Origin of the sequence: Bacillus sp. TH30, from assembly GCF_016650875.1 — a bacterium.
Classification (GTDB): Bacteria; Bacillota; Bacilli; order Bacillales; family Bacillaceae_G; genus Bacillus_A; species Bacillus_A mycoides.
Window position 1 is genome coordinate 4,011,412 of the sequence record NZ_JAEKEY010000002.1, and the last position, 22,402, is coordinate 4,033,813.

Consider the following 22,402-nt stretch of genomic DNA (forward strand, 5'->3'; position numbering starts at 1 on the left):
CACTAATTGTACATTGCAGCTGGGAGGAATGTACACGTGAATGAAATTTATATGGAAATAAAAGAAGAATTGCAATTGATGAGAAAAGAGTTGCAAGATAGATTGGCGAAAGAAGTAATGCACACATACTATATGGAATTTGGGCAAGAACTTGGATACGAAATAAAGGAAGAGACAAAGAAAAAATTGCTATTACATGATATAAAAGAGGATTTAAAAGATGTAGAACGTGCATTGTTTAAAATGGAAATAGATATGTACGGTATTTGTGAAGAAACTGGAAGAGCGATTTCTACAAAACAAATGAAAACAATGCCGACTGCTCGTACTATTCATGAATTTTTCTATGAAAAGGTAAATGTATGAAATACGCACAACGATATTATGTTACCTTTTTTTAATTTATTTTATTCTTCTACAAAGGTTCATTGTGAAAAGGTAGCAGCTATGCTAAAATTTTGAGGTACACTGTCTTTGTGGGGGAAATGAAAATGATATATTATGTAATAGCGTTATTTGTCATTGCCATCGATCAAATATCGAAGTGGCTAATTGTAAAGAACATGGAATTGGGTACGAGCATTCCGATTATCGATAATGTATTATACATAACATCTCATCGAAATAGAGGAGCTGCCTGGGGTATTTTAGAAAATAAAATGTGGTTTTTCTACATTATTACAGTCATTTTCGTAGCATTTATCGTATTTTATATGAAAAAATATGCGAAAACGGACAAGCTTCTAGGTATTTCATTAGGTCTAATTTTAGGCGGAGCAATTGGCAATTTTATTGATCGTGTATTTAGACAAGAAGTAGTGGATTTCATTCACGTGTATATTTTCTCGTACAACTATCCGGTATTCAATATAGCTGACTCAGCATTATGTATTGGAGTTGTATTAATTATTATTCAAACAGTATTAGAAGGAAAGAAAGCGAAGGAGTAATTGAATGAGTGAAGTAGTACAAGTAACAGTTGCAGAAGAACAAAAAAGCGAGCGAATTGATAAATTCGTTGCAGAAATAAACAGTGAATGGTCACGTTCACAAGTGCAGCAATGGATTAAAGATGCTGTTGTGACAGTAAATGGGAAATCAGTTAAAGGGAATTATAAAGTAAAAGGAAATGATGAAATTACAGTAACAATTCCCGAGCCAGAAGAGTTAGATATTCAACCGGAAGATATGAATTTAGAAGTTTATTATGAAGATGCCGATGTACTAGTTGTAAATAAGCCGCGTGGCATGGTAGTACATCCAGCACCAGGGCATACGAAGGGTACGCTTGTAAACGGACTTATGCATCATTGTACAGACCTATCAGGTATTAACGGTGTAATGCGTCCTGGTATAGTACACCGTATTGATAAGGATACATCTGGATTATTAATGGTTGCTAAAAATGATATGGCGCATGAATCACTTGTAAATCAACTTGTAGCAAAAACGGTAACAAGACGTTATAAAGCGATTGTACATGGTGTAATTCCACATGATAAAGGAATAATTGACGCTCCAATTGGTCGTGATAAAAAAGAACGTCAAAGTATGACTGTTGATGAAAATGGTAAGAATGCAGTTACACATTTCCAAGTGTTAGAGCGATTTAAGGATTTCACACTTGTAGAATGCCGCTTAGAAACGGGACGTACACACCAAATTCGTGTTCATATGAAATATATTGGTTATCCACTTGCAGGGGATCCAAAGTATGGTCCGAAGAAAACATTAGATATGAATGGACAAGCACTTCATGCAGGGATTTTAGGTTTCGATCACCCTCGTACTGGTGAATATATTGAGTTTGAGGCACCGATTCCAGAAGTGTTTGAAGAAGCGCTAAATATTTTACGGAAATAGTATTGACAAATCATAAGAAAACTGAGATACTGACAACAGTTAAATAATGATCCTTTAACACAGCCCCGTGAGGTTGAGAAGGTAACGGTTTGAAATACTTAGGGTATGTTGTACCCTTTTTTCAAAAGTCCTCTCGCACACGCTGAGAGGACTTTTTTTATACCATTACTCTCACGCAAGAAAAAAACTTGGAGGTGTAGAGCATGCAAGAGAAAGCTGTCGTTTTAGATGACCAAATGATTCGCCGCGCTTTAACACGAATTAGTCATGAAATCGTGGAACGAAATAAAGGTGTCGATAATTGTGTTCTTGTCGGAATAAAAACACGTGGAATTTTTATTGCACAACGTTTGGCAGAACGAATTGGTCAAATTGAAGGAAAAGAGATGGAAGTAGGAGAGTTAGATATTACGTTGTATCGTGATGATTTAACACTACAATCGAAACATAAAGAACCACTTGTAAAAGGTTCTGATATTCCTGTAGATATTACGAAGAAAAAAGTTATCCTTGTGGATGATGTGTTATATACAGGAAGAACAGTTCGAGCAGCAATGGATGCTCTTATGGATTTAGGTAGACCATCACAAATCCAATTAGCTGTTCTTGTTGATAGAGGTCATCGTGAATTACCAATTCGCGCTGATTATGTAGGAAAGAACATTCCAACATCTAGTGAAGAGCGTATCGAAGTTGATTTGCAAGAGACAGATCAACAAGATCGAGTAAGCATATACGATAAGTAAAGCCCTTTTAAATGTAGTCCTGTGAGGCTGCCAAAGGGTCTTGGCTTTCATATGTCAAATTTGGCATACGAAAGTGTAGGACTCTTTGTGCACAGGCACAAAGAGTTTTTTTATTGCAAAAATCAAAACTGAAGGAGGATGTAACAATGGAGCAAAAGCCAGTGTTAGACATTCATGAAGTACCGAAACCGGGAAAATGGTTATTATTAAGTATACAACATTTGTTCGCGATGTTTGGATCAACAGTGCTTGTTCCGTTTTTAACAGGACTGAATCCATCAGTAGCTTTAATATCAAGTGGATTAGGAACGCTAGCGTTTCTTCTAATAACGAAAGGTCAAGTACCAGCATATTTAGGATCATCATTCGCCTTTATTGCACCAATTATTACAGCGAAAACAGCAGGTGGACCTGGAGCAGCGATGCTTGGAGGAATGCTTGCGGGACTTGTTTACATCTTAATCTCACTCGGAATTAAGAAATCTGGGTCAGAATGGATTATGAAATTACTTCCGCCAATCGTAGTTGGGCCAGTCGTAATGGTAATCGGTTTATCTTTAGCACATACAGCAGTGAACATGGCGATGAACGGTGCGGATGGTAAGTATAGCATTACACACTTTTCAGTAGCATTAGTAACATTAGCGATTACAATCATTTGCTCCATATTCGGAAGAGGATTTTTCAGTATCATACCAGTGCTACTTGGAATCATCGGCGGGTATATATTCGCTTACTTCCAAGGGCTAGTAGATTTAAAGCCAGTAGCTGAGGCAAAATGGTTTGTCATACCAGACTTCACAGTACCGTTTGTAACATATACTCCGGAGTTTTCATGGAAAATTGTACTCTTAATGGTGCCAGTTGCACTTGTAACAATTTCAGAACATATCGGACATCAAATTGTACTTGGAAATGTTATTAAAAGAGATTTAATTGAAAAACCAGGTTTACATCGTTCAATCTTCGGTGATGGGATAGCAACATTGATCGCATCACTAATAGGAGGACCACCGAATACAACGTACGGTGAAAACATCGGTGTGCTAGCAATTACGAGAGCATACAGTGTATACTTATTCATCGGTTCAGCAGTGTTCGCAATCATGTTTGGATTTATCGGGAAGATTTCAGCACTGATTCATTCGATTCCAACACCAGTTATGGGTGGTGTATCAATCTTACTCTTCGGTGTAATCGCATCAAGTGGTTTACGTATGATGGTAGACGATAAAACAGACTTAGGTGACAAACGAAACTTAATGATTGCATCAGTTATACTAGTAATCGGTATTGGCGGAGCGGTACTGCACGTAGGTGAATCGTTCCAAGTAGAAGGAATGGCGTTAGCAGCAATTGTAGGTGTACTATTAAATCTACTACTACCAGAGACAAAACAAACAAATAAAACAAAACAATCTAAGCAGATTGCTTCATAAAAATAACCTTTTAATTCAGTCCTGTGAGATAGAAAAGGGTGGCTACTTTAACGCACCCTAGTCTCAAAGACTAGGGTATTTTTATACAGTTATTGTTATATAAATTCAATGGTGTTATCATAAAAAACAGAAAGATGAGGGATGACGATGAGCCATTTGTTAACGATGAGTGAATTATCGGAACAAGAAATTTCAGAAATCCTAAAAGACGCAGAAGATTTCGCGAATGGAAAAGAGAGAAAAACGACAGAGCAAACATTTGTTGCGAACTTGTTCTTTGAGAATAGTACGAGGACGAGATTTAGCTTTGAAGTTGCTGAGAAGAGATTAGGACTTGAAGTATTAGACTTTTCCGCAGATGCATCTAGCGTACAAAAAGGAGAAACTTTATACGATACGATAAGAACACTAGAATCAATCGGAACAAAAGCGGTAGTCATCCGCCATGAGCAAGATCGTTACTTCGATGAATTAAAAGATCAGGTGAATATCCCAATCTTGAACGCTGGAGATGGATGTGGAAATCATCCAACGCAATGTCTACTCGATCTTCTAACAATTAAACAAGAGTTTGGAAGATTTGAAGGTTTGAAGATTGCAATAGTTGGGGATGTTCGTCATAGCCGAGTAGCACGTTCTAATGCAGAAGCATTAACGAAACTGGGCGCGACAATTTACTTTGCAAGCCCAGAAGAGTGGAAAGATGAAGAGAACACATTTGGAACGTACAAGAGTTTAGATGAACTTGTTCCAGAAGTGGATGTGATGATGTTACTTCGTGTACAACATGAGCGTCATGACCATTATGAAACAGACATTATGAAAGAGTATCACGAGCAACATGGGTTAACAGTTGAAAGAGAAAAACGTATGAAAGAAGGAAGCATTATTATGCATCCAGCCCCTGTAAACCGTGATGTTGAAATTGCGAGTGAACTTGTCGAGTGTGAACGCTCACGCATATTCAAGCAAATGGAAAACGGGGTCTACGTAAGAATGGCTGTACTAAAACGCGCATTACCAAATGTATTAGGAGGAATGAAACATGAATTATTTGTTTAAAAATGGTCGTTATATGAATGCAGAAGGAACAATCGTAGCAACAGATCTTCTCGTACAAGACGGTAAAATTGCGAAGGTAGCAGAAAATATTACGGCAGATAATGCTGAAGTAATCGATGTAAATGGAAAGTTAATCGCACCTGGATTAGTAGATGTACACGTTCATCTTCGTGAACCAGGTGGTGAACATAAAGAAACAATTGAAACAGGAACACTTGCAGCAGCAAAAGGTGGATTTACTACAATTTGCGCAATGCCAAACACACGCCCAGTACCAGATTGTAAAGAACATATGGAAGACCTGCAAAAGCGTATTAAAGAAAAAGCACATGTAAATGTATTACCATATGGAGCAATTACAGTACGTCAAGCAGGTTCTGAAATGACCGATTTTGAAACGTTAAAAGAACTTGGAGCGTTTGCTTTCACTGATGATGGCGTAGGCGTGCAAGATGCAAGTATGATGTTAGCTGCAATGAAGCGTGCATCGAAATTAAATATGGCAGTTGTTGCACACTGTGAAGAGAACACACTTATTAATAAAGGATGTGTACATGAAGGGAAGTTTTCTGAGAAACACGGATTAAACGGTATCCCATCAGTATGTGAATCCGTACATATTGCCCGGGACATCTTACTTGCGGAAGCTGCAAATTGTCACTACCACGTATGTCACGTAAGTACAAAAGGATCTGTACGTGTAATCCGTGACGCGAAACGTGCTGGAATTAAGGTGACAGCAGAAGTAACACCGCATCACTTAGTATTATGTGAAGATGATATCCCATCGGCTGATCCTAACTTTAAAATGAATCCACCGCTTCGAGGAAAAGAAGATCATGCAGCGTTAATTGAAGGACTATTAGATGGAACAATTGATATGATCGCAACTGACCATGCACCGCATACTGCAGAAGAGAAAGCGCAAGGGATTGAAAGAGCACCGTTCGGAATTACTGGTTTTGAAACAGCATTCCCGCTTTTATATACAAACCTTGTGAAAAAAGGAATCATTACATTAGAGCAACTGATTCAATTCTTAACAGAAAAACCGGCTGACACATTCGGTTTAGAAGCAGGGCGCCTAACAGAAGGTAGAAAAGCTGATATTACAATTATCGATTTAGAACAAGAAGAAGAAATTGATCCAACAACATTCTTATCAAAAGGAAAAAACACACCATTCGCAGGTTGGAAATGCCAAGGTTGGCCGGTTATGACAATCGTTGGTGGTAAGATCGCATGGCAAAAGGAGAGTGCATTAGTATGAAAAGACAACTTATCTTAGAAGATGGAACAGTATTAATTGGAAAAGGTTTCGGAGGAGAAATAGAAAAGTCAGGTGAGGTTGTATTTACAACTGGGATGACTGGATATCAAGAAACTTTATCTGATCCATCATACTGCGGTCAAATCGTAACATTTACGTATCCATTAATCGGAAACTACGGCATTAACCGTGATGATTTTGAATCAATTCACCCATCTGTAAATGGTTTAATCGTAAACGAAATTTGTGATCACCCATCAAACTTCCGTAATGAAATTTCGCTAAATGATTACTTGAAAGAAAGAAATATCCCAGGATTAGCAGGAATTGATACGAGAAAATTAACAAGAAAAATTCGTCAATATGGAACTTTACGCGGACGTCTTTGCAATATGGATGTGGATGTAGAGGACATCGTTAGCCAATTGAAAGCAACTGTCTTTACAGATCATGTGAAACGCGTATCAACAAAAGATCCATATCCAAGTCCAGGCCGTGGACACCGAGTTGTACTTGTAGACTTCGGAATGAAACATGGTATTTTACGAGAATTAAATAAACGTGACTGTGATGTAATTGTAGTACCTTACAATACAACAGCAGAAGAAATTTTACGCCTTAGCCCAGATGGAATTATGTTAAGTAACGGACCTGGAGATCCAAAAGATGTGCCAGAAGCGATTGAAATGCTAAAAGACATTATCGGTAAAGTTCCTTTATTCGGAATTTGCTTAGGACATCAATTATTCGCACTAGCATCTGGTGCGAATACAAGTAAGTTAAAATTCGGTCATCGTGGTTTAAATCATCCAGTAAAAAATCTTGCAACTGGAAAAGTAGCAATTACATCTCAAAACCATGGTTACGCAGTAGAAGAAGAATCAGTTGGAAATACAGAACTGGAAATTACACATGTTGCTTTAAATGATGGAACAGTAGAAGGTCTTCGTCATACGAAGTTCCCGGCATTTACAGTGCAATACCATCCAGAAGCTTCTGCAGGACCAGAAGATGCAAATGATTTATTCGAAGATTTCTTAGCAATGATTGAAAACTTCAAGAAAGAAGGGGAAGAGTTATGCCAAAACGCCTAGACATTAACACAATTTTAGTAATCGGATCAGGACCAATTGTAATTGGGCAAGCAGCAGAGTTTGATTACTCTGGTACACAAGCTTGTCAATCTCTTAGAGAAGAAGGTTACAAAGTAATCCTTGTTAACTCTAACCCAGCAACAATTATGACAGATACTGCAACAGCAGATAAAGTATATATAGAACCATTAACATTAGAATTCGTAAGCCGTATCATTCGTAAAGAACGTCCAGATGCACTCCTACCAACATTAGGTGGTCAAACAGGCCTAAACATGGCTGTTGAACTTGCGAAATCAGGCATACTTGAAGAGTGCGGAGTTGAAATTTTAGGAACAAAATTATCAGCAATCGAGCAAGCCGAGGATCGTGACTTATTCCGTACATTAATGCAGGAATTAAATGAACCAATTCCATCTAGCACGATTATTCATACGCTGGAAGAAGCACATGAATTTGTAAAAGAAATTGGTTATCCAGTTATTGTTCGCCCAGCATTTACAATGGGGGGAACAGGTGGCGGAATCTGTAATAATGAAGAAGAACTAATTGAAATCGTATCAGGTGGATTAAAACATAGTCCAGTAACACAATGTTTATTAGAAAAGAGTATTGCCGGTTGTAAGGAAATTGAATATGAAGTAATGCGTGATTCGAATGATAACGCGATTGTAGTATGTAACATGGAAAATATCGATCCGGTTGGGGTTCACACAGGTGATTCTATCGTTGTAGCACCGAGCCAAACATTAAGTGACCGTGAGTATCAAATGTTACGAAACACTTCATTACGAATTATTCGCGCATTAGGAATTGAAGGTGGATGTAACGTTCAGCTTGCACTTGATCCACATAGCTTCCAATACTATGTAATCGAAGTAAACCCGCGTGTGAGTCGTTCGTCTGCACTAGCATCTAAAGCAACTGGATATCCAATTGCGAAGCTAGCGGCGAAAATTGCAGTCGGTTTAACATTAGATGAAATTATAAACCCAGTAACACAAAAAACATACGCTTGCTTCGAGCCAGCATTAGACTATGTTGTTTCAAAAATTCCACGTTGGCCATTTGATAAGTTTGAATCAGCAAACAGAACACTTGGTACACAAATGAAGGCAACTGGTGAAGTTATGTCAATCGGACGTAACTTAGAACAATCATTATTAAAAGCGATTCGTTCTTTAGAGCTTGGCGTTTATCACCTAGAGTTAGACCACTTAAAAGAGCTTGATAAAGAAACGATGAAAAAGCGTATTATAAAAGCTGATGACGAGCGTCTGTTCGTTGTAGCAGAAGCGATCCGTCAAGGTGTAACGAAAGAAGAAATCAACGAATGGTGTGAAATGGACTTCTTCTTCTTACAAAAAGTTGAAAATATCGTAAACATGGAACGCGAAGTAAAAGCGAATGTAGGAAATATGGAAGTGTTACAATCTGCTAAAGAAATGGGCTTCAGTGACCATTACATCGCCAATGCTTGGAACAAAACAGAGCGTGAAATTTACGATATGCGTAAAGAAAGCAATATGACTCCTGTTTATAAGATGGTAGATACTTGTGCGGCAGAGTTTGAATCTGCAACACCATACTACTACAGCACATATGGTGACGAGAATGAATCGATTGTAACAGATCGTAAGAGTGTAGTTGTACTAGGATCTGGTCCAATCCGTATTGGTCAAGGTGTTGAGTTTGATTATGCAACAGTTCACTCTGTATGGGCAATAAAAGAAGCTGGATATGAGGCAATCATTGTTAATAACAACCCAGAAACAGTTTCAACAGACTTCAGTATTTCTGACAAATTATACTTTGAACCATTAACAATCGAAGATGTAATGCACATTATCGATTTAGAAAAGCCAGAAGGTGTTATCGTCCAATTCGGTGGACAAACGGCAATTAACTTAGCGGCTAAATTAGAAGCACACGGTGTAAAAATCTTAGGAACATCACTTGAAGATTTAGACCGTGCAGAAGATCGTGATAAGTTTGAAGCAGCTTTAACAAAGCTTGGTATCCCGCAACCAGTTGGTAAAACAGCAACGACTGTAGAGCAAGCAGTAGCGATCGCTGACAAAATTGGTTACCCAGTATTAGTAAGACCATCTTACGTACTAGGTGGACGTGCGATGGAAATCGTATATCGTCAAGAAGAATTACTGCACTACATGAAAAATGCGGTTAAAGTTCACGCAGATCACCCAGTATTAATCGACCGTTATATGGTTGGTAAAGAAATTGAAGTAGATGCAATTTCAGACGGTGAGAATGTATTCATTCCAGGTATTATGGAACATATCGAACGCGCTGGAGTTCACTCTGGGGATTCAATTGGAGTATATCCACCACAGAGCTTATCTGAAAAACTAAAAGAACAAATTATTGAACATACAATTGGGCTTGGAAAAGGTTTAAACATTGTTGGATTACTAAACATTCAGTTTGTAGTATTCAAAGATGAAGTGTATGTAATTGAAGTAAATCCACGTGCGAGCCGTACAGTACCATTCTTAAGTAAAATTACAGGCGTACCGATGGCAAATATCGCAACGAAAGTTATTTTAGGTCAAAACCTTGTAGAACAAGGATATGGAACTGGCTATCACCCAGAAGAGAAGGAAGTGTATGTAAAAGCACCGGTATTCTCATTTGCGAAACTACGCTCAGTTGATACAACATTAGGGCCTGAAATGAAATCAACAGGGGAAGTAATGGGTAAAGATTTAACGCTTGAAAAAGCATTATATAAAGGACTTGTTGCTTCAGGAATTAACATTCCAACGCACGGATCAGTAATCATCACTGTAGCGGATAAAGATAAAGAAGAAGCGCTGGAAATTGCAAAACGCTTCCATGAAATCGGCTATAACTTATTAGCAACAGCAGGAACAGCACAATCGCTAACAGAACAAAACATTCCGGTGCAAGTTGTAAACAAAATTGATTCTGAAGACTACAACTTACTTGATATTATCCGTCAAGGGAAAGCTCAGTTTGTAATCAATACATTAACAAAAGGAAAACAACCAGCGCGTGATGGTTTCCGCATTCGCCGTGAATCAGTAGAAAATGGTGTGGCTTGCTTAACATCACTTGATACAACGAGAGCAATCTTGAGAGTATTAGAATCTATGACATTCTCAGCTCATTCAATGAAAGAAATTACGCAAACGAAGCGTCACGAGGTGGTACATGCATGATGCAAAAGCAAAATATGATCGTCGTTAACCAAAAAGAAATCGCAAAAAACATTTACGAATTAGTGCTTCAAGGGGATTTAGTGCAGCAAATGAACGATCCAGGGCAGTTTGTACACATTAAGGTAGCAGAGGGCATTACGCCCCTTCTGCGCCGCCCAATTAGTATTTGTAATGTCGATCAAGACAAGAACGAATTTACAATGCTATATCGTGCGGAAGGACAAGGGACAAAAACATTAGCGAAAAGAAAACAAGGTGAACTTGTAGATGTGTTAGGACCACTTGGTCATGGATTTCCTGTAGAAGAAGCGGAATCTGGACAAACGGCTCTATTAGTCGGTGGGGGAATTGGTGTACCACCACTATATGAATTGTCACAGCGTCTTGTAGCAAAAGGAGTACGCGTTATTCACATCTTAGGTTTCCAAACGAAAGATGTTGTCTTCTATGAAGAGAAATTCGCAGAACTTGGTGATACGTATGTTGCAACAGTTGATGGTACACATGGTACAAAAGGGTTTGTAACAGATGTAATCGATAGCTATGGAATTGACTTTGACATTCTCTACTCATGTGGACCTTTAGCGATGCTTCGTGCATTAGAAGGACGCTATAAGGAGAGAAAAGCCTACATTTCATTAGAAGAACGTATGGGCTGTGGTATCGGAGCATGTTTCGCATGTGTATGCCATTTGCAAGCAGATCCGAGTGGGCATTCTTACAAGAAGGTGTGTAGCGACGGACCAGTATTTCCAATCGGGGAGGTTGTACTATGAACAGATTGCAAGTTGAATTACCAGGGTTATCATTAAAAAATCCAATCATCCCAGCATCTGGTTGCTTCGGATTTGGTCGTGAGTATGCACAGTTCTATGATTTAAGTGTACTTGGATCAATTATGATTAAAGCGACAACAGAACAACCTCGTTATGGAAACCCAACGCCTCGTGTTGCTGAAACACCAGGCGGAATGCTAAATGCAATCGGGCTTCAAAATCCTGGATTAGAAAAGGTAATGAATTCTGAATTACCTTTTCTCGAGCAATTTGATCTTCCGATTATTGCAAACGTTGCGGGTTCACAAGCTGAGGATTACGTAGCGGTTGCGAAGGCGATTTCAAAGGCACCTAATGTTCATGCGCTAGAATTAAATATTTCTTGTCCAAACGTAAAAACGGGTGGTATCGCTTTTGGTACAAATCCTGAAATTGCTGCTGATTTAACGAAGCGAGTAAAAGAGGTTTCTGAAGTACCGGTATATGTGAAATTGTCACCGAACGTGGCAAACATTGTGGAAATTGCAAAAGCAATTGAAAATGCGGGTGCGGACGGTTTAACGATGATTAATACATTGCTTGGTATGCGTCTAGATTTAAAAACTGCAAAACCAATTTTAGCAAACCGTACGGGCGGACTATCAGGGCCTGCGATTAAGCCAGTAGCAATTCGTATGGTACATGAAGTAAGTCAAGCGGTTAACATTCCGATCATCGGAATGGGTGGTATTGAAACAGCGGAAGATGTAATTGAATTCTTCTATGCGGGCGCAAGCGCGGTCGCAGTTGGAACGGCGAACTTTATCGATCCGTTCGTATGTCCGACAATTATTGAAGAATTACCAGCATTACTAGATGAATTAGGATTTGATCATATTTCGGAATGTCAAGGAAGGAGCTGGAAGCAAACATGTCACAGTCGTTAATCGTTGCACTAGATTTTCCAGGGAAACAAGAGGTAGAACAATTCTTACACCACTTTGAAGGGGAAGAGTTATTTGTCAAAGTTGGTATGGAGTTGTTTTACAAAGAAGGTCCTGCAATTATTACGTACTTAAAAGAAAAAGGACATAAAATCTTCCTAGATTTAAAACTTCATGATATTCCGAATACGGTAAAAAGCGCTATGCGTAGCCTAGCTAGTCTAGATGTAGATATGGTAAATGTTCATGCTGCTGGGGGAAGCAGTATGATGAAAGCTGCGATTGAGGGATTAGAGGAAGGTAAGCAAGAAGGAAAAGAGAGACCGATTTGTATTGCAGTTACACAATTAACAAGCACTTCGGAAGCTATGATGAAAAAAGAGATTGGCATTGAGAAAACGTTAGAAGAAGCGGTTGCTCATTATGCAAAATTAACGAAAGAAAGTGGACTTGATGGAGTTGTTTGTTCAACACTTGAAGTACCAAAATTACGTGAAGTATGCGGAAATGAATTTGTAACAGTAACACCGGGGATTCGTCTTGCAAGCGATGATGTAAATGACCAGGTGCGCGTAGCAACACCGAAACGTGCGAGGGAACTTGGCTCAAGCTACATCGTAGTTGGACGTAGTATTACAAAAGCAGAAAATCCGCTTGAAGCGTATAAAACAGTAAAACAACAGTGGGAAGGTGTAACAGTATGAAAAAAGAAATCGCATCGCATTTATTAGAAATTGGAGCAGTATTTTTACAACCGAATGATCCATTTACTTGGTCTTCTGGTATGAAATCACCAATTTATTGTGATAATCGTTTAACTTTATCTTATCCAAAAGTACGCCAAGCGATTGCAGCTGGATTAGAAGAGTTAATTAAAGAGCACTTCCCAACTGTAGAAGTTATTGCAGGAACAGCAACTGCTGGTATTGCGCACGCTGCATGGGTAAGCGATCGTATGGATTTACCAATGTGCTACGTACGTAGTAAAGCAAAAGGTCACGGTAAAGGGAACCAAATCGAAGGAAAAGCTGAAAAAGGTCAAAAAGTAGTAGTAGTAGAAGACTTAATTTCAACTGGCGGTAGTGCAATTACATGTGTAGAAGCACTTCGCGAAGCTGGCTGTGAAGTATTAGGAATCGTATCAATCTTCACGTACGAGCTTGAGTCAGGAAAAGAGAAACTAGAAGCAGCAAACGTAGCATCATATTCTTTAAGTGATTACAGTGCATTAACTGAAGTTGCAGCAGAAAAAGGTATGATCGGACAAGCTGAAACGAAAAAATTACAAGAGTGGCGTAAAAATCCAGCTGACGAAGCTTGGGTTACAGCGTAATACGAAAAAAGACGACTGCGGGGGGAAACGCGGTCGTCTTTTTTTATATCATTGTTAAAAATTCATGTAAAGAACATATAGTAGGAACAGCGCACTTGAGTTGCGAGTTATCCCGATTTAACCATATCCCTTGCATTCCAGCTGCTGTACTACTAATTGCATCAGTTTCTAATCGATCGCCAATATAATAGCAGTCTTGCATTTCAAGATTCGATTGTAATACGGCTCTGTGAAATATTTCAGGGTCTGGTTTCGATATACCAATTTCACTAGAAGTAAAAATATATTTGAAATATTGTAGAATGTTTAGAGCTGTTAATTTTTCGATTTGTTGTTCATAGTCACCATTACTAATGATACCTAACGAGTATCCTCTTTGCTGCAAAGTTTGCAATGTATAGAGGACATCTTCAAACGTGGTCCAGTTCTTCTTATATAGTTCTATATATTGATTGAATCTGTGCTGAGATTCCTCGAGTGATAAGTTTACTTCATATACTTTAAATAAATGAGACATTCGCAACCTTTGTTGGTCTTGAAAAGATAATTCTTTGGATAAAAATTTATTGAAATATTGTTCGGATAATTCATGCCATAGTTTCGTAGCCTCTAATTCGTTTCCTGAGAAAATATCATTATACTTTTGGAAGAAATGTGAGATACCATTTTTCTCAGCAGTGTCGTAATCAAGTAAAGTTCCATCGATATCAAAGAAAATCATAGTAAAATCTCCTTACTAGTAACTACTTAGCGTTTTCTACAACTTCATATCCTCTCACAAACAAGAGAGTCATATAAGAAACAATAAATGAGAAGATGCTGTACATACCAATCCAAAAGAAAAACTTTGGGGTAAAGGCGAAAACACCTATTATTAAAAAACTAGCAAACGTTACAATCGGCATTACGTAATACGTTTTCGTTCTACGTGTTCCAATAACAGAAACGATAAAGATAAGTAATGGACAAATTAATAAGACGAAAATCAATTCATTCATAGTTATGTCCCCTTTTCTAATTGAAGTAATCTGTTGCTCGTAAACGTTTTGAAATAAATACTCTCCTAATATAACTTCGCTAACATATAAATAACCCCTTTTGAAAGTCAGTAATAAATGATGGATTTCACAATAAAAAACGTAAGCAAGAGAACACTTGCTTACGTTATAGAATAAACATCGCAACGATAGTGGTGACGATTAAGCCAATCACAACCGGTAAAAAGTTTCGGCGTGCAAGCTCAAACGGATCTACTTTGCATATCGCAGCGGCAGGAATAAGCGCCCAAGGAATTAAAGTCCCGCCCCCGGTCCAGATTGCTGCAATTTGCCCGAGTGCTGTTAATGTAGCTGTTCCATGCCCAAGTGCTGTTCCGAAAAGATTGGCAATCGAACCAGCAAGTGATATACCGGAAAAGCCAGATCCATCTAAGCCTGTTATGACACCAACAATAGTTAATGTTCCTGCCGATACATATTGGTTTAAAGGAACAGTTTGAGATAAGGCGATTCCTAAGTCGTTAATGATTCCATGTGAACCTTTCGGTAAATAGTCCCCGATAATTTTCACAAAGCCGCTATCTCCTAAATAAAAGAGTGCAGCAATTGGGATAACTGGACCAAAGATTTTAAATCCAAATTGGAGCCCTTCTATAAAATAATCGGTCGTTTTATTTAGTCCATTACCTTTGTAGGCGATGAGAGAAATGATGATAATCATAATAACAGTCGTCCCGCCGATAAGTGCAGTTGCGTCGCTTCCTTGTAGTTTAAATTGAATCATGCAAAGAATATCTATGGCATATACGATCGGAATACAAATAGCGAGCCATTTTTTTGTCTGAGGAGATAATGAAGTGAGCGTTTTAGAAGACTCAGTTGATGGAGTAGATTCTTGTATAGATAAGCCTATATGAAATTCTTTTCGTAAGAAGAAAAATGCAACGGAAGTTGTTACAATACCCATAACAATAACGAGGGGAACACTGGCTGAAACAACGCTGGAAACAGGAAGACCAGCAGCGTCTGCAGTTAATTTCGGTGCACCTTGAATTACGAAGTCACCAGATAAGGCGATGCCGTGTCCGAATAAGTTCATAGCAATGGCAACACCAATTGGCGGAAGGCCAACGCGTACAGCGACGGGTAATAAAATAGCCCCCATTAAGGCGACAGCTGGAGAAGGCCAAAAGAAGAAAGAAATTGTCATCATTAAAAGTCCGATAATCCAATAGGCGAGGGTAGGTGTACGAATCATTTTTGTAAATGGTGAAATCATCGTATCATTTATGCCGGTATGAACGAGTAGATTGCTCATTGATACGATAATGGAGATGATTAATATAGTTGGTAATAGCTCAGTAATGGCGTAAATGAAACTGTGAAAAATACCGCTAATAGCAAGAGGGATAGAGCTTGTAGCGGTTAATGCTAATAAAAAGATAAAAACGATACAAATAATCGTCGTATCTTTCCGGAGAATAAAAAAGGTAATAATAGTGAGTAAACAAAGAATATAGAGAGTATGCAACAGCGTTAATTCAACTCCCATAACATTCACATCCTTTAGGCATTCGTGTAGTTTATTGTATGAAAGCAGTGAAAGTATGTGAGTATAGGAAAAAGAAGAAGTGAAATTTCATGTACTGTAATGGTAAGAATAGTAAATGGATGTTACAATACAATTAATCCTAAAAATGGAATTTGAGGGGGCATATGCGCAAACAAATTGGATTTTGGGGATTCATCCTCTCTTGTAGTCTATTAATCATTTTAAATCTGTTCACAAACAATGAATGGATCAGTATCATACCTGTTTTCGGGTTTGTATTTGTACTTTTATATAACTGGGATGATATGAAACAATATAGCAAGAAAAGGATTGGAATTATGATAGGTATCATTGTTGTTAGTTCGTTTGTCGTAGGTTTTATTTTAATAGAAGGTCAGAAGCAAATGGAGAAAATGTCTATTTTTCAACAATGGTTGTCGTCTGCAAAAGCTCTTTATCTTGTAATTGTAGTTGTTATTTTGCTAAGAATTGTTATAAGTATAGCAAGTTACATATTAAAGAAGAAGTAGAATGGGGGAGTACGAATGAGAGAGAAAATAGGGTAACTAACTGTTACGATTTATTTAACCAATTATAACCAAAGTTAATTAAATATATCAGTAAGCCCTGCTAGTCAAGTGATTGGCTAGTAGTGAGGGTTAACTGCGGGCAATCCCTAAAGCTGATTGAACTACAACGTGGCTAGAAATAGCGAGCGTGAATGTCGCGAAAGCAGAAAAAATCAATCAGATCGTGCAAGGTTAAATCCTAAACATTAGAACAATGGGTCTTCCGCCTCGAATCATCTAAGTCAAAATGGATAAGATGAACGTTCAACGACTATCTCGTATAACTGACGAGAGTACATCACAAGCCTATGGTGGTGGAAAAATCCTCTATCTTTAAGTAGATAAACATATAGTCTGCGCTCATGTGAAAACATGAGAAGTTCATAAGAGAACTGGCTAAGGAATTGCGCCCTTAGTTGAACAAGATAAATTTTATTGAATCTATCAAACTTTATTGAAAATATAGAACGTACGTTCCGTGTTAGGTTCAATGAGGTGAGAATAATAATGAAATTTTCACGAGTTAGTCAAGTATCGGAATTAACAGGTTTGTATCCTAGTAGTCTTAGGAGAATGCTGATGGAACACGCTACTATTCAGAAGGATCAATCTTTCGTTATCTAAAAGGTGAGTGCTCGAATAATCGCACAGCAAAGGAGTAGGCTTCTGATGATATTGGCGAAGAAAGTTAGACTGATTCCAACGCCTGAACAAGAAAAAGTGCTTAGAAACCATGCTGGTGCTGCAAGATTCGCTTATAACTATTGTAAAAGAATGAGTGATAGATATTATAAGCTATTTGGAAAATCTGTTTCACAGTTAGCTTTACAGAAACGATTTACAAAGATCAAGAAGCGAAAGAGATATGAGTGGTTAAATGACATCAACGCACAAGTTCCCAAACAGGCTTCAAAAGATTTTGATACGGCGAGGAAACATTCGTTCAAAAAGTACAAAAATGGTTATCACACTTCTTATAAATCTAAAAAAGATTTAATCCAAGGATTTTATGCCAATTATGAAAGACTGATTATAGGAAAGAAAGTAGTTCATATTCAGTCCATTGGAGAAGTGAAAACAAGCCAACAACTACCAAGAAACAAAAAACCATCCAATCCAAGAGTTACATTTGATGGTCGTCACTGGTGGATTAGTGTAGGGTTCCAAGAAGATTTTGAATCTCAAGAACTAACCAATGAGTCGATTGGTGTGGATGTTGGTTTAAAAGAGCTGTTTGTAGCTTCTAATGGTACGAAAGAACGAAATATAAACAAAGATGCTAAGGTTAAAAAACTTTTGAAAAGGAAAAAGTCAGCGCAAAGAGATATGTCTAGGAGATTTAAAAAAGGTGTAAAAATTCAATCTGCCGGATATGAAAAAGCTAAAACTGAGCACCTGCGGTTATCTAGGAAAATTACGAATATCCGAAATAACCATATCCATCAAGCAACAGCTAAATTGGTGAAAACCAAACCAATGAGAATTGTTGTGGAAGACTTACCTATCTCAAACCTGTTAAAAAACAAAAAACTATCGAAAGCATTTTTATTTCAAAAATTAAACTTCTTCTTTCAATGTTTGTCATACAAGTGCGAGAAGTATGGCATTGAGTATGTAAAAGCTGATAAATGGTTCGCCTCAAGCAAGATTTGCTCATGTTGCGGAGTAAAATACGACCATTCAGTTCAACCAGAAGGACAGTGGAGTTTAAAAATACGTGAGTGGCGTTGTGTTGGGTGCAATAGCCATCATGATAGAGATTTAAATGCTTCGATAAATTTATCAAGATGGATAAAATAAAAGCTTGATAATAGGAGGTAACGATACTGCCTCGTGTGGAGTGTTATACCCCTCGTCCCTTCGGGGTTGCGAGAACACGATGAAGCACTAACTTGTGTAAATTTGATTGAATTACATAGATTTAGTTAAGTTTATCGTATCGGTATTATGGTGTGCTCGTTTGTTTACTATTATCAGTTATTTCAGGGCAATTTCTTAAAAGTGAATGGGTGCCAGTTATATTATGTATAGGAGTATTGATTTTTGCACCTATGTATCGCTGGAAGGAATGGAAAGCATATAGCCGAAAAAAGAAAATTGTTTTCAGCATCGAGTTTGTCATTATAATTAGCACAATTCCGTTTTTGTTATTGAAAGGAAATGAGATAATAGATGGAATTGTAATGTTTCAAGGGTGGTTATTTATTGCGAAATTGCTATATTTAATATGTATATTAATGTCGGTAGCGGTAATCGCTAAAAAAGTAAACGAAAAGCTATTCGCTAATGAATAAAAGAAAATGCCACCTTATTCGGTGGCATTTTTTTCTATGATTTTAACAAGGGATAACAATTAGTTCCCGATTTGATTTTGTAATAACTTCATATCCGTCTTTTGTAATGACGATATCATCTTCAATTCTACAACCGCCCCAGTTCGGTATGTAAATACCAGGTTCAACGGTAACAACCATACCTTCTTCTAAAGTAGCCTTACTTTCTTGGGATAGGCGAAGAGGTTCATGTATTTCTAACCCAAGACCATGACCGGTAGAGTGTCCAAAATATTGACCGTATCCATGTTCTGTAATGTAATCTCTCGTTATATCATCGATACTTTTCGCAGTTTCCCCAGGTTTAATTGCTTCCGTCCCACGTTTTAACGCTTCTCGTACAACATTGTATATCTTTTTGAATTCTTCTGATGTTTCCCCAATTGCTACAGTACGTGTTATATCGGAACAATATCCATCGTAAAGTGCACCGAAATCTAATGTAACGACGTCGCCTCGTTCGATTATTTTATTTGATGCAACTCCATGAGGAAGTGAAGAACGAACACCAGAAGCTACAATGATTTGAAATGAAGAGGATGTAGCCCCTTTTTTTCGCATGAAAAATTCTAACTCATCTCGTACATCATTTTCACTTATTCCTGGTTTTAGAAACGTAAGGATGTGGTGAAATGCTTCGTCAGCAATATTAGCTGCGATTTTCATTGTTTCTATTTCAGGCATGTCTTTAATAATACGAATATTTTCGATGATTTCGCACACTTGAACCATTTCCGCATGTACGTATTTTTGTAAGTTTTTATATTGTTGTAATGTCATGTTATTTTCTTCAATTCCAAGTTTTTGAATGTTTAATTTCGATACTTGATTTGCAACTTCTTTCTCTAAATTTCCTTTATGCATAACAATTTCAGCGTCTTTTATTTGTGATTTCGCTTGATCTACGTAGCGAAAATCAGTTATAAAAACCGCTTTATCCGCAGAGATTAAGACGACGCCAGCGCTGCCTGTAAAGCCTGTTGCATATTGGCGATTTTCTTTTTTTGTAATAAGTAATCCGTCAATTTCATATTTTTGTAGTTGATTTTGGATTTTATTAATTCTTAAAGTCATGTTAATTTCCCCCTTTTCACAGTATTGAATAAAGCAAATAGCGTGCCAAAATATATATTTGAGGAAAAAAGATAGTAGGAACTACATATGTTTTAGGGGAGATGAAAAATTAGCCCGCTATTTGTGAGAGGCGGTTTGTTCATAAAATCAAGATTACTTCAATAATCAGTGGGGGGATGAAAAAATATTGATTGGAGGTGCACTTTATATACATACTGTAAAAAAATTTATACAGATGTGAAATGACACTGTCAATTTTTTTGACAATATTGAAGGGAAGAAAGATGTTATGAATGAGTGAATGGATATATGAACTGAATTGAAACCATATAAAAAATGCGTCGCTTGCAAGCAACGCATTTTTTAATATTTACGCTTTTAATTTCATTACTGTATCAGCATCTGGTGTTACATATAATGTTTGTTGATTGTCATATGTAACAAATCCAAGTTTTGCGCCGCTCGGTTTTTTGACATGGCGTACCTTTGTGAAATCTACAGGAACAGAACTAGAATCTTTTGCTTTACTGTAATAAGCAGCGATTTTAGCGGCCTCTTGTAAAGTCTCTTCCGTAGGTTCAAGAGAACGAATGACAACGTGGGACCCAGGTATGTCTTTCGTATGTAACCAAATTTCATCACGACGGGAGAATTTCGTTGTTAAATAATCATTTTGCTTATTGTTTTTACCGACGAAAATTTCTGTGCCATCACTAGCTAAATATTTGTCCAATACTGGTTTTGTCGGTTTTTTCTTTGTGTTTTTCTTCTTACGATTACGTACATAACCTTCTTCGGTCAGTTCTTCACGAATCTCTTCAATATCTTTTGAAGAAGCAACCTCCATTTGTTGAAGTAAGCTATCGAAATAAAGAATTTCTTCATTTGTTTTTACGATTTGTTCTTCTACAATAGCAACTGAATTTTTCGCTTTTTGGTACTTTTGGAAATAGCGTTGTGCATTTTCAGATGGTGTTTTTAAAGGATTTAATGTGATTTTTACAGTCCCACCATTTTCGTCGTAATAGTTAACGACTTCTATCTCTTTATCACCTTTTTTCAAAGCGTACATATTGGCTGTAAGTAGCTCTCCAAATAGTTGATATTTATCTGCTTTTCCGGCATCTTGTAATGTTTTTTCTAGTTTAATTAGCTTCTTTTCATTTTTTGTTTTTTCATTTTGCATAAAGCGTTCTAAATCGTGAGCTTGTTGTTTTACACGATCGCGCTCTGCTTTACCAAAGAAGAAACGATCTAATAATTCACTAACAGATGAAAATGTTTTTTCGTTTCCTTGTAAGTGAGAAAGAGGGAATAGGTAAAAGAACTCTTTTCCATTTGCTGTTATCATTGCTGGCACGTACTGATGTGTTAGCAAAGGTTTTTGCAAGCTGAAGAAAGCTTCAGATAATGCTTTTTCATTTGCCATACCTGCTTTTTTTACAACTTCTTTTGCAAATAATGGGGAAATTCCCATGAATGCTCCGACAAGTTGTTTGTCCATGTTGCCAGATAAAAAGTCTAGCGGTTTAATAAAATCATCTTCTGTTTCGATAAGAAGCGGATTAACTTTATGTTGTGCCGGTGGGGCAACATATTCAGCTCCAGCATATACAGTACGATGTCGGTTTACCGCTAAAGAAACGTGTTTTAAGCTATCTAAAATAACATTTGTTTTCGTATCTACTAAGATAATATTACTGTGTCGTCCCATTATTTCGATTACTAATGTTTTTACTGATTCGTCACCGATTTCATTGCGACTGCGGACTGTAATTTGAATAATACGTTCTAAGTCAATTTGTTCGATTTTTTCAATAAATCCACCTTCTAAATGTTTGCGAAGAAGCATACAAAACATCGGCGGTAGCGCTGGTGAATTGTAGTTTTGATTTGTTAAGTGCATACGCGCATATGTAGGGTGAGATGAAAGAATTAGCTTTTGGTTTTTTCCGTTTGCTCGAATATGTAATAAAACTTCATATTTTGAGGGTTGATATATTTTTGAAATTCTTCCTGTTTGAAGAGAATTTGCAATTTCATGTGTAATTGCTCTTGTAAATAATCCATCGAATGCCATGAATGAACACTCCTTTCTAACTAAAAGTTAATTATAGCATTTTTTTGGACGAGGCTGAATAAGCTTTCATTAGAGTATGTCTGGAAT

General features: G+C 37.4%; 21 protein-coding genes. 16 read left to right on the forward strand and 5 right to left on the reverse strand.

The genetic code is table 11. From position 1 onward, the window contains the following. Positions 1-36: 36 nt before the first annotated feature. From JFU20_RS22990 to pyrE, 13 genes are all read left to right on the forward strand, one after another. A complete protein-coding gene (locus JFU20_RS22990; RefSeq protein ID WP_002014715.1) occupies positions 37-366 on the forward strand; it encodes a TraR/DksA C4-type zinc finger protein in 330 nt (109 codons plus the stop codon). A gap of 125 nt (positions 367-491) precedes the next feature. Next, on the forward strand, positions 492-950 hold the full coding sequence (gene lspA / locus JFU20_RS22995; protein WP_002128849.1) for a lipoprotein signal peptidase LspA: 459 nt from the start codon (positions 492-494) through the stop codon (positions 948-950). A 4-nt stretch (positions 951-954) separates the two neighbouring features. Beyond that, on the forward strand, positions 955-1,863 hold the full coding sequence (locus JFU20_RS23000) for an RluA family pseudouridine synthase (protein WP_002033761.1): 909 nt from the start codon (positions 955-957) through the stop codon (positions 1,861-1,863). 203 nt (positions 1,864-2,066) lie between these two features. Continuing rightward, positions 2,067-2,609: a bifunctional pyrimidine operon transcriptional regulator/uracil phosphoribosyltransferase gene (pyrR, locus tag JFU20_RS23005; protein ID WP_001156489.1), complete on the forward strand. Its 543-nt coding sequence runs from the start codon at positions 2,067-2,069 to the stop codon at positions 2,607-2,609. Between the two features lie 146 nt (positions 2,610-2,755). After that, positions 2,756-4,048 (forward strand): uracil permease, encoded by a 1,293-nt coding sequence (gene uraA / locus JFU20_RS23010; RefSeq protein WP_002014712.1) that lies wholly within the window; start codon positions 2,756-2,758, stop codon positions 4,046-4,048. Between the two features lie 147 nt (positions 4,049-4,195). Continuing rightward, a complete protein-coding gene (gene pyrB / locus JFU20_RS23015; protein WP_002128846.1) occupies positions 4,196-5,110 on the forward strand; it encodes an aspartate carbamoyltransferase in 915 nt (304 codons plus the stop codon). Further along, positions 5,094-6,380, forward strand: a complete 1,287-nt coding sequence (gene pyrC / locus JFU20_RS23020; protein WP_002165153.1) for a dihydroorotase — start codon at positions 5,094-5,096, stop codon at positions 6,378-6,380. Before pyrB ends, pyrC begins: the two co-directional genes overlap by 17 nt. Next, entirely contained in the window at positions 6,377-7,474 is a 1,098-nt protein-coding gene (locus JFU20_RS23025; RefSeq protein ID WP_002121861.1) for a carbamoyl phosphate synthase small subunit, read from the forward strand. Before pyrC ends, JFU20_RS23025 begins: the two co-directional genes overlap by 4 nt. Continuing rightward, positions 7,459-10,677: a carbamoyl-phosphate synthase large subunit gene (gene carB, locus JFU20_RS23030; RefSeq protein WP_002165154.1), complete on the forward strand. Its 3,219-nt coding sequence runs from the start codon at positions 7,459-7,461 to the stop codon at positions 10,675-10,677. Before JFU20_RS23025 ends, carB begins: the two co-directional genes overlap by 16 nt. Then, positions 10,674-11,453: a dihydroorotate oxidase B electron transfer subunit gene (pyrK, locus tag JFU20_RS23035; RefSeq protein WP_002088239.1), complete on the forward strand. Its 780-nt coding sequence runs from the start codon at positions 10,674-10,676 to the stop codon at positions 11,451-11,453. The genes carB and pyrK overlap by 4 nt, the downstream gene beginning before the upstream one ends. After that, positions 11,450-12,379 carry a dihydroorotate oxidase B catalytic subunit gene (gene pyrD / locus JFU20_RS23040; protein WP_002088238.1) on the forward strand — a complete coding sequence of 310 codons (930 nt, stop codon included), beginning with the start codon at positions 11,450-11,452 and terminating at the stop codon, positions 12,377-12,379. The genes pyrK and pyrD overlap by 4 nt, the downstream gene beginning before the upstream one ends. Further along, entirely contained in the window at positions 12,364-13,080 is a 717-nt protein-coding gene (gene pyrF, locus JFU20_RS23045) for an orotidine-5'-phosphate decarboxylase (protein ID WP_000083510.1), read from the forward strand. The genes pyrD and pyrF overlap by 16 nt, the downstream gene beginning before the upstream one ends. Continuing rightward, positions 13,077-13,709, forward strand: coding sequence for an orotate phosphoribosyltransferase (gene pyrE, locus JFU20_RS23050; protein ID WP_000711455.1), 633 nt, complete (start codon positions 13,077-13,079; stop codon positions 13,707-13,709). Before pyrF ends, pyrE begins: the two co-directional genes overlap by 4 nt. A gap of 43 nt (positions 13,710-13,752) precedes the next feature. Here pyrE and JFU20_RS23055 read toward each other — a convergent pair whose 3' ends face one another. From JFU20_RS23055 to JFU20_RS23065, 3 genes are all read right to left on the reverse strand, one after another. After that, positions 13,753-14,430, reverse strand: a complete 678-nt coding sequence (locus tag JFU20_RS23055) for an HAD family hydrolase (protein ID WP_002014703.1) — start codon at positions 14,428-14,430, stop codon at positions 13,753-13,755. 22 nt (positions 14,431-14,452) lie between these two features. Continuing rightward, a complete protein-coding gene (locus tag JFU20_RS23060; RefSeq protein WP_002014701.1) occupies positions 14,453-14,707 on the reverse strand; it encodes a YbeF family protein in 255 nt (84 codons plus the stop codon). Positions 14,708-14,873: 166 nt separating this feature from the next. Further along, positions 14,874-16,259: a hypothetical protein gene (locus tag JFU20_RS23065; protein ID WP_002014700.1), complete on the reverse strand. Its 1,386-nt coding sequence runs from the start codon at positions 16,257-16,259 to the stop codon at positions 14,874-14,876. Positions 16,260-16,423: 164 nt separating this feature from the next. Between JFU20_RS23065 and JFU20_RS23070 the strand changes: the two genes are divergently transcribed. The 3 genes from JFU20_RS23070 (at position 16,424) to JFU20_RS23080 (ending at position 19,122) form a co-directional block, all read left to right on the forward strand. Further along, entirely contained in the window at positions 16,424-16,789 is a 366-nt protein-coding gene (locus JFU20_RS23070; protein WP_002014699.1) for a YoqO family protein, read from the forward strand. 708 nt (positions 16,790-17,497) lie between these two features. Next, complete coding sequence (locus tag JFU20_RS23075) at positions 17,498-18,628, forward strand: RNA-guided endonuclease InsQ/TnpB family protein (protein ID WP_002165155.1); 1,131 nt, start codon at positions 17,498-17,500, stop codon at positions 18,626-18,628. 152 nt (positions 18,629-18,780) lie between these two features. Next, positions 18,781-19,122: a YoqO family protein gene (locus JFU20_RS23080; protein ID WP_002014486.1), complete on the forward strand. Its 342-nt coding sequence runs from the start codon at positions 18,781-18,783 to the stop codon at positions 19,120-19,122. A 42-nt stretch (positions 19,123-19,164) separates the two neighbouring features. On the opposite strand, the gene JFU20_RS23085 is transcribed toward JFU20_RS23080, so the two are convergent. Both JFU20_RS23085 and JFU20_RS23090 read right to left on the reverse strand, forming a co-directional pair. Continuing rightward, a complete protein-coding gene (locus JFU20_RS23085; protein ID WP_002014488.1) occupies positions 19,165-20,235 on the reverse strand; it encodes a M24 family metallopeptidase in 1,071 nt (356 codons plus the stop codon). Positions 20,236-20,605: 370 nt separating this feature from the next. Then, entirely contained in the window at positions 20,606-22,315 is a 1,710-nt protein-coding gene (locus JFU20_RS23090) for an Rqc2 family fibronectin-binding protein (protein ID WP_002014489.1), read from the reverse strand. Between the last annotated feature and the right edge of the window lie 87 nt (positions 22,316-22,402).

Bases quoted from the DNA above. Each gene is read 5' to 3' on its own strand.
- lspA (WP_002128849.1), top strand. From the start codon at position 492: ATGATATATTATGTAATAGCGTTATTTGTCATTGCCATCGATCAAATA.
- JFU20_RS23000 (WP_002033761.1), top strand. From the start codon at position 955: ATGAGTGAAGTAGTACAAGTAACAGTTGCAGAAGAACAAAAAAGCGAG.
- pyrR (WP_001156489.1), top strand. From the start codon at position 2,067: ATGCAAGAGAAAGCTGTCGTTTTAGATGACCAAATGATTCGCCGCGCT.
- uraA (WP_002014712.1), top strand. From the start codon at position 2,756: ATGGAGCAAAAGCCAGTGTTAGACATTCATGAAGTACCGAAACCGGGA.
- pyrB (WP_002128846.1), top strand. From the start codon at position 4,196: ATGAGCCATTTGTTAACGATGAGTGAATTATCGGAACAAGAAATTTCA.
- pyrC (WP_002165153.1), top strand. From the start codon at position 5,094: ATGAATTATTTGTTTAAAAATGGTCGTTATATGAATGCAGAAGGAACA.
- JFU20_RS23025 (WP_002121861.1), top strand. From the start codon at position 6,377: ATGAAAAGACAACTTATCTTAGAAGATGGAACAGTATTAATTGGAAAA.
- carB (WP_002165154.1), top strand. From the start codon at position 7,459: ATGCCAAAACGCCTAGACATTAACACAATTTTAGTAATCGGATCAGGA.
- pyrK (WP_002088239.1), top strand. From the start codon at position 10,674: ATGATGCAAAAGCAAAATATGATCGTCGTTAACCAAAAAGAAATCGCA.
- pyrD (WP_002088238.1), top strand. From the start codon at position 11,450: ATGAACAGATTGCAAGTTGAATTACCAGGGTTATCATTAAAAAATCCA.
- pyrF (WP_000083510.1), top strand. From the start codon at position 12,364: ATGTCACAGTCGTTAATCGTTGCACTAGATTTTCCAGGGAAACAAGAG.
- pyrE (WP_000711455.1), top strand. From the start codon at position 13,077: ATGAAAAAAGAAATCGCATCGCATTTATTAGAAATTGGAGCAGTATTT.
- JFU20_RS23055 (WP_002014703.1), bottom strand. From the start codon at position 14,430: ATGATTTTCTTTGATATCGATGGAACTTTACTTGATTACGACACTGCT.
- JFU20_RS23060 (WP_002014701.1), bottom strand. From the start codon at position 14,707: ATGAATGAATTGATTTTCGTCTTATTAATTTGTCCATTACTTATCTTT.
- JFU20_RS23065 (WP_002014700.1), bottom strand. From the start codon at position 16,259: ATGGGAGTTGAATTAACGCTGTTGCATACTCTCTATATTCTTTGTTTA.
- JFU20_RS23070 (WP_002014699.1), top strand. From the start codon at position 16,424: ATGCGCAAACAAATTGGATTTTGGGGATTCATCCTCTCTTGTAGTCTA.
- JFU20_RS23075 (WP_002165155.1), top strand. From the start codon at position 17,498: ATGATATTGGCGAAGAAAGTTAGACTGATTCCAACGCCTGAACAAGAA.
- JFU20_RS23085 (WP_002014488.1), bottom strand. From the start codon at position 20,235: ATGACTTTAAGAATTAATAAAATCCAAAATCAACTACAAAAATATGAA.
- JFU20_RS23090 (WP_002014489.1), bottom strand. From the start codon at position 22,315: ATGGCATTCGATGGATTATTTACAAGAGCAATTACACATGAAATTGCA.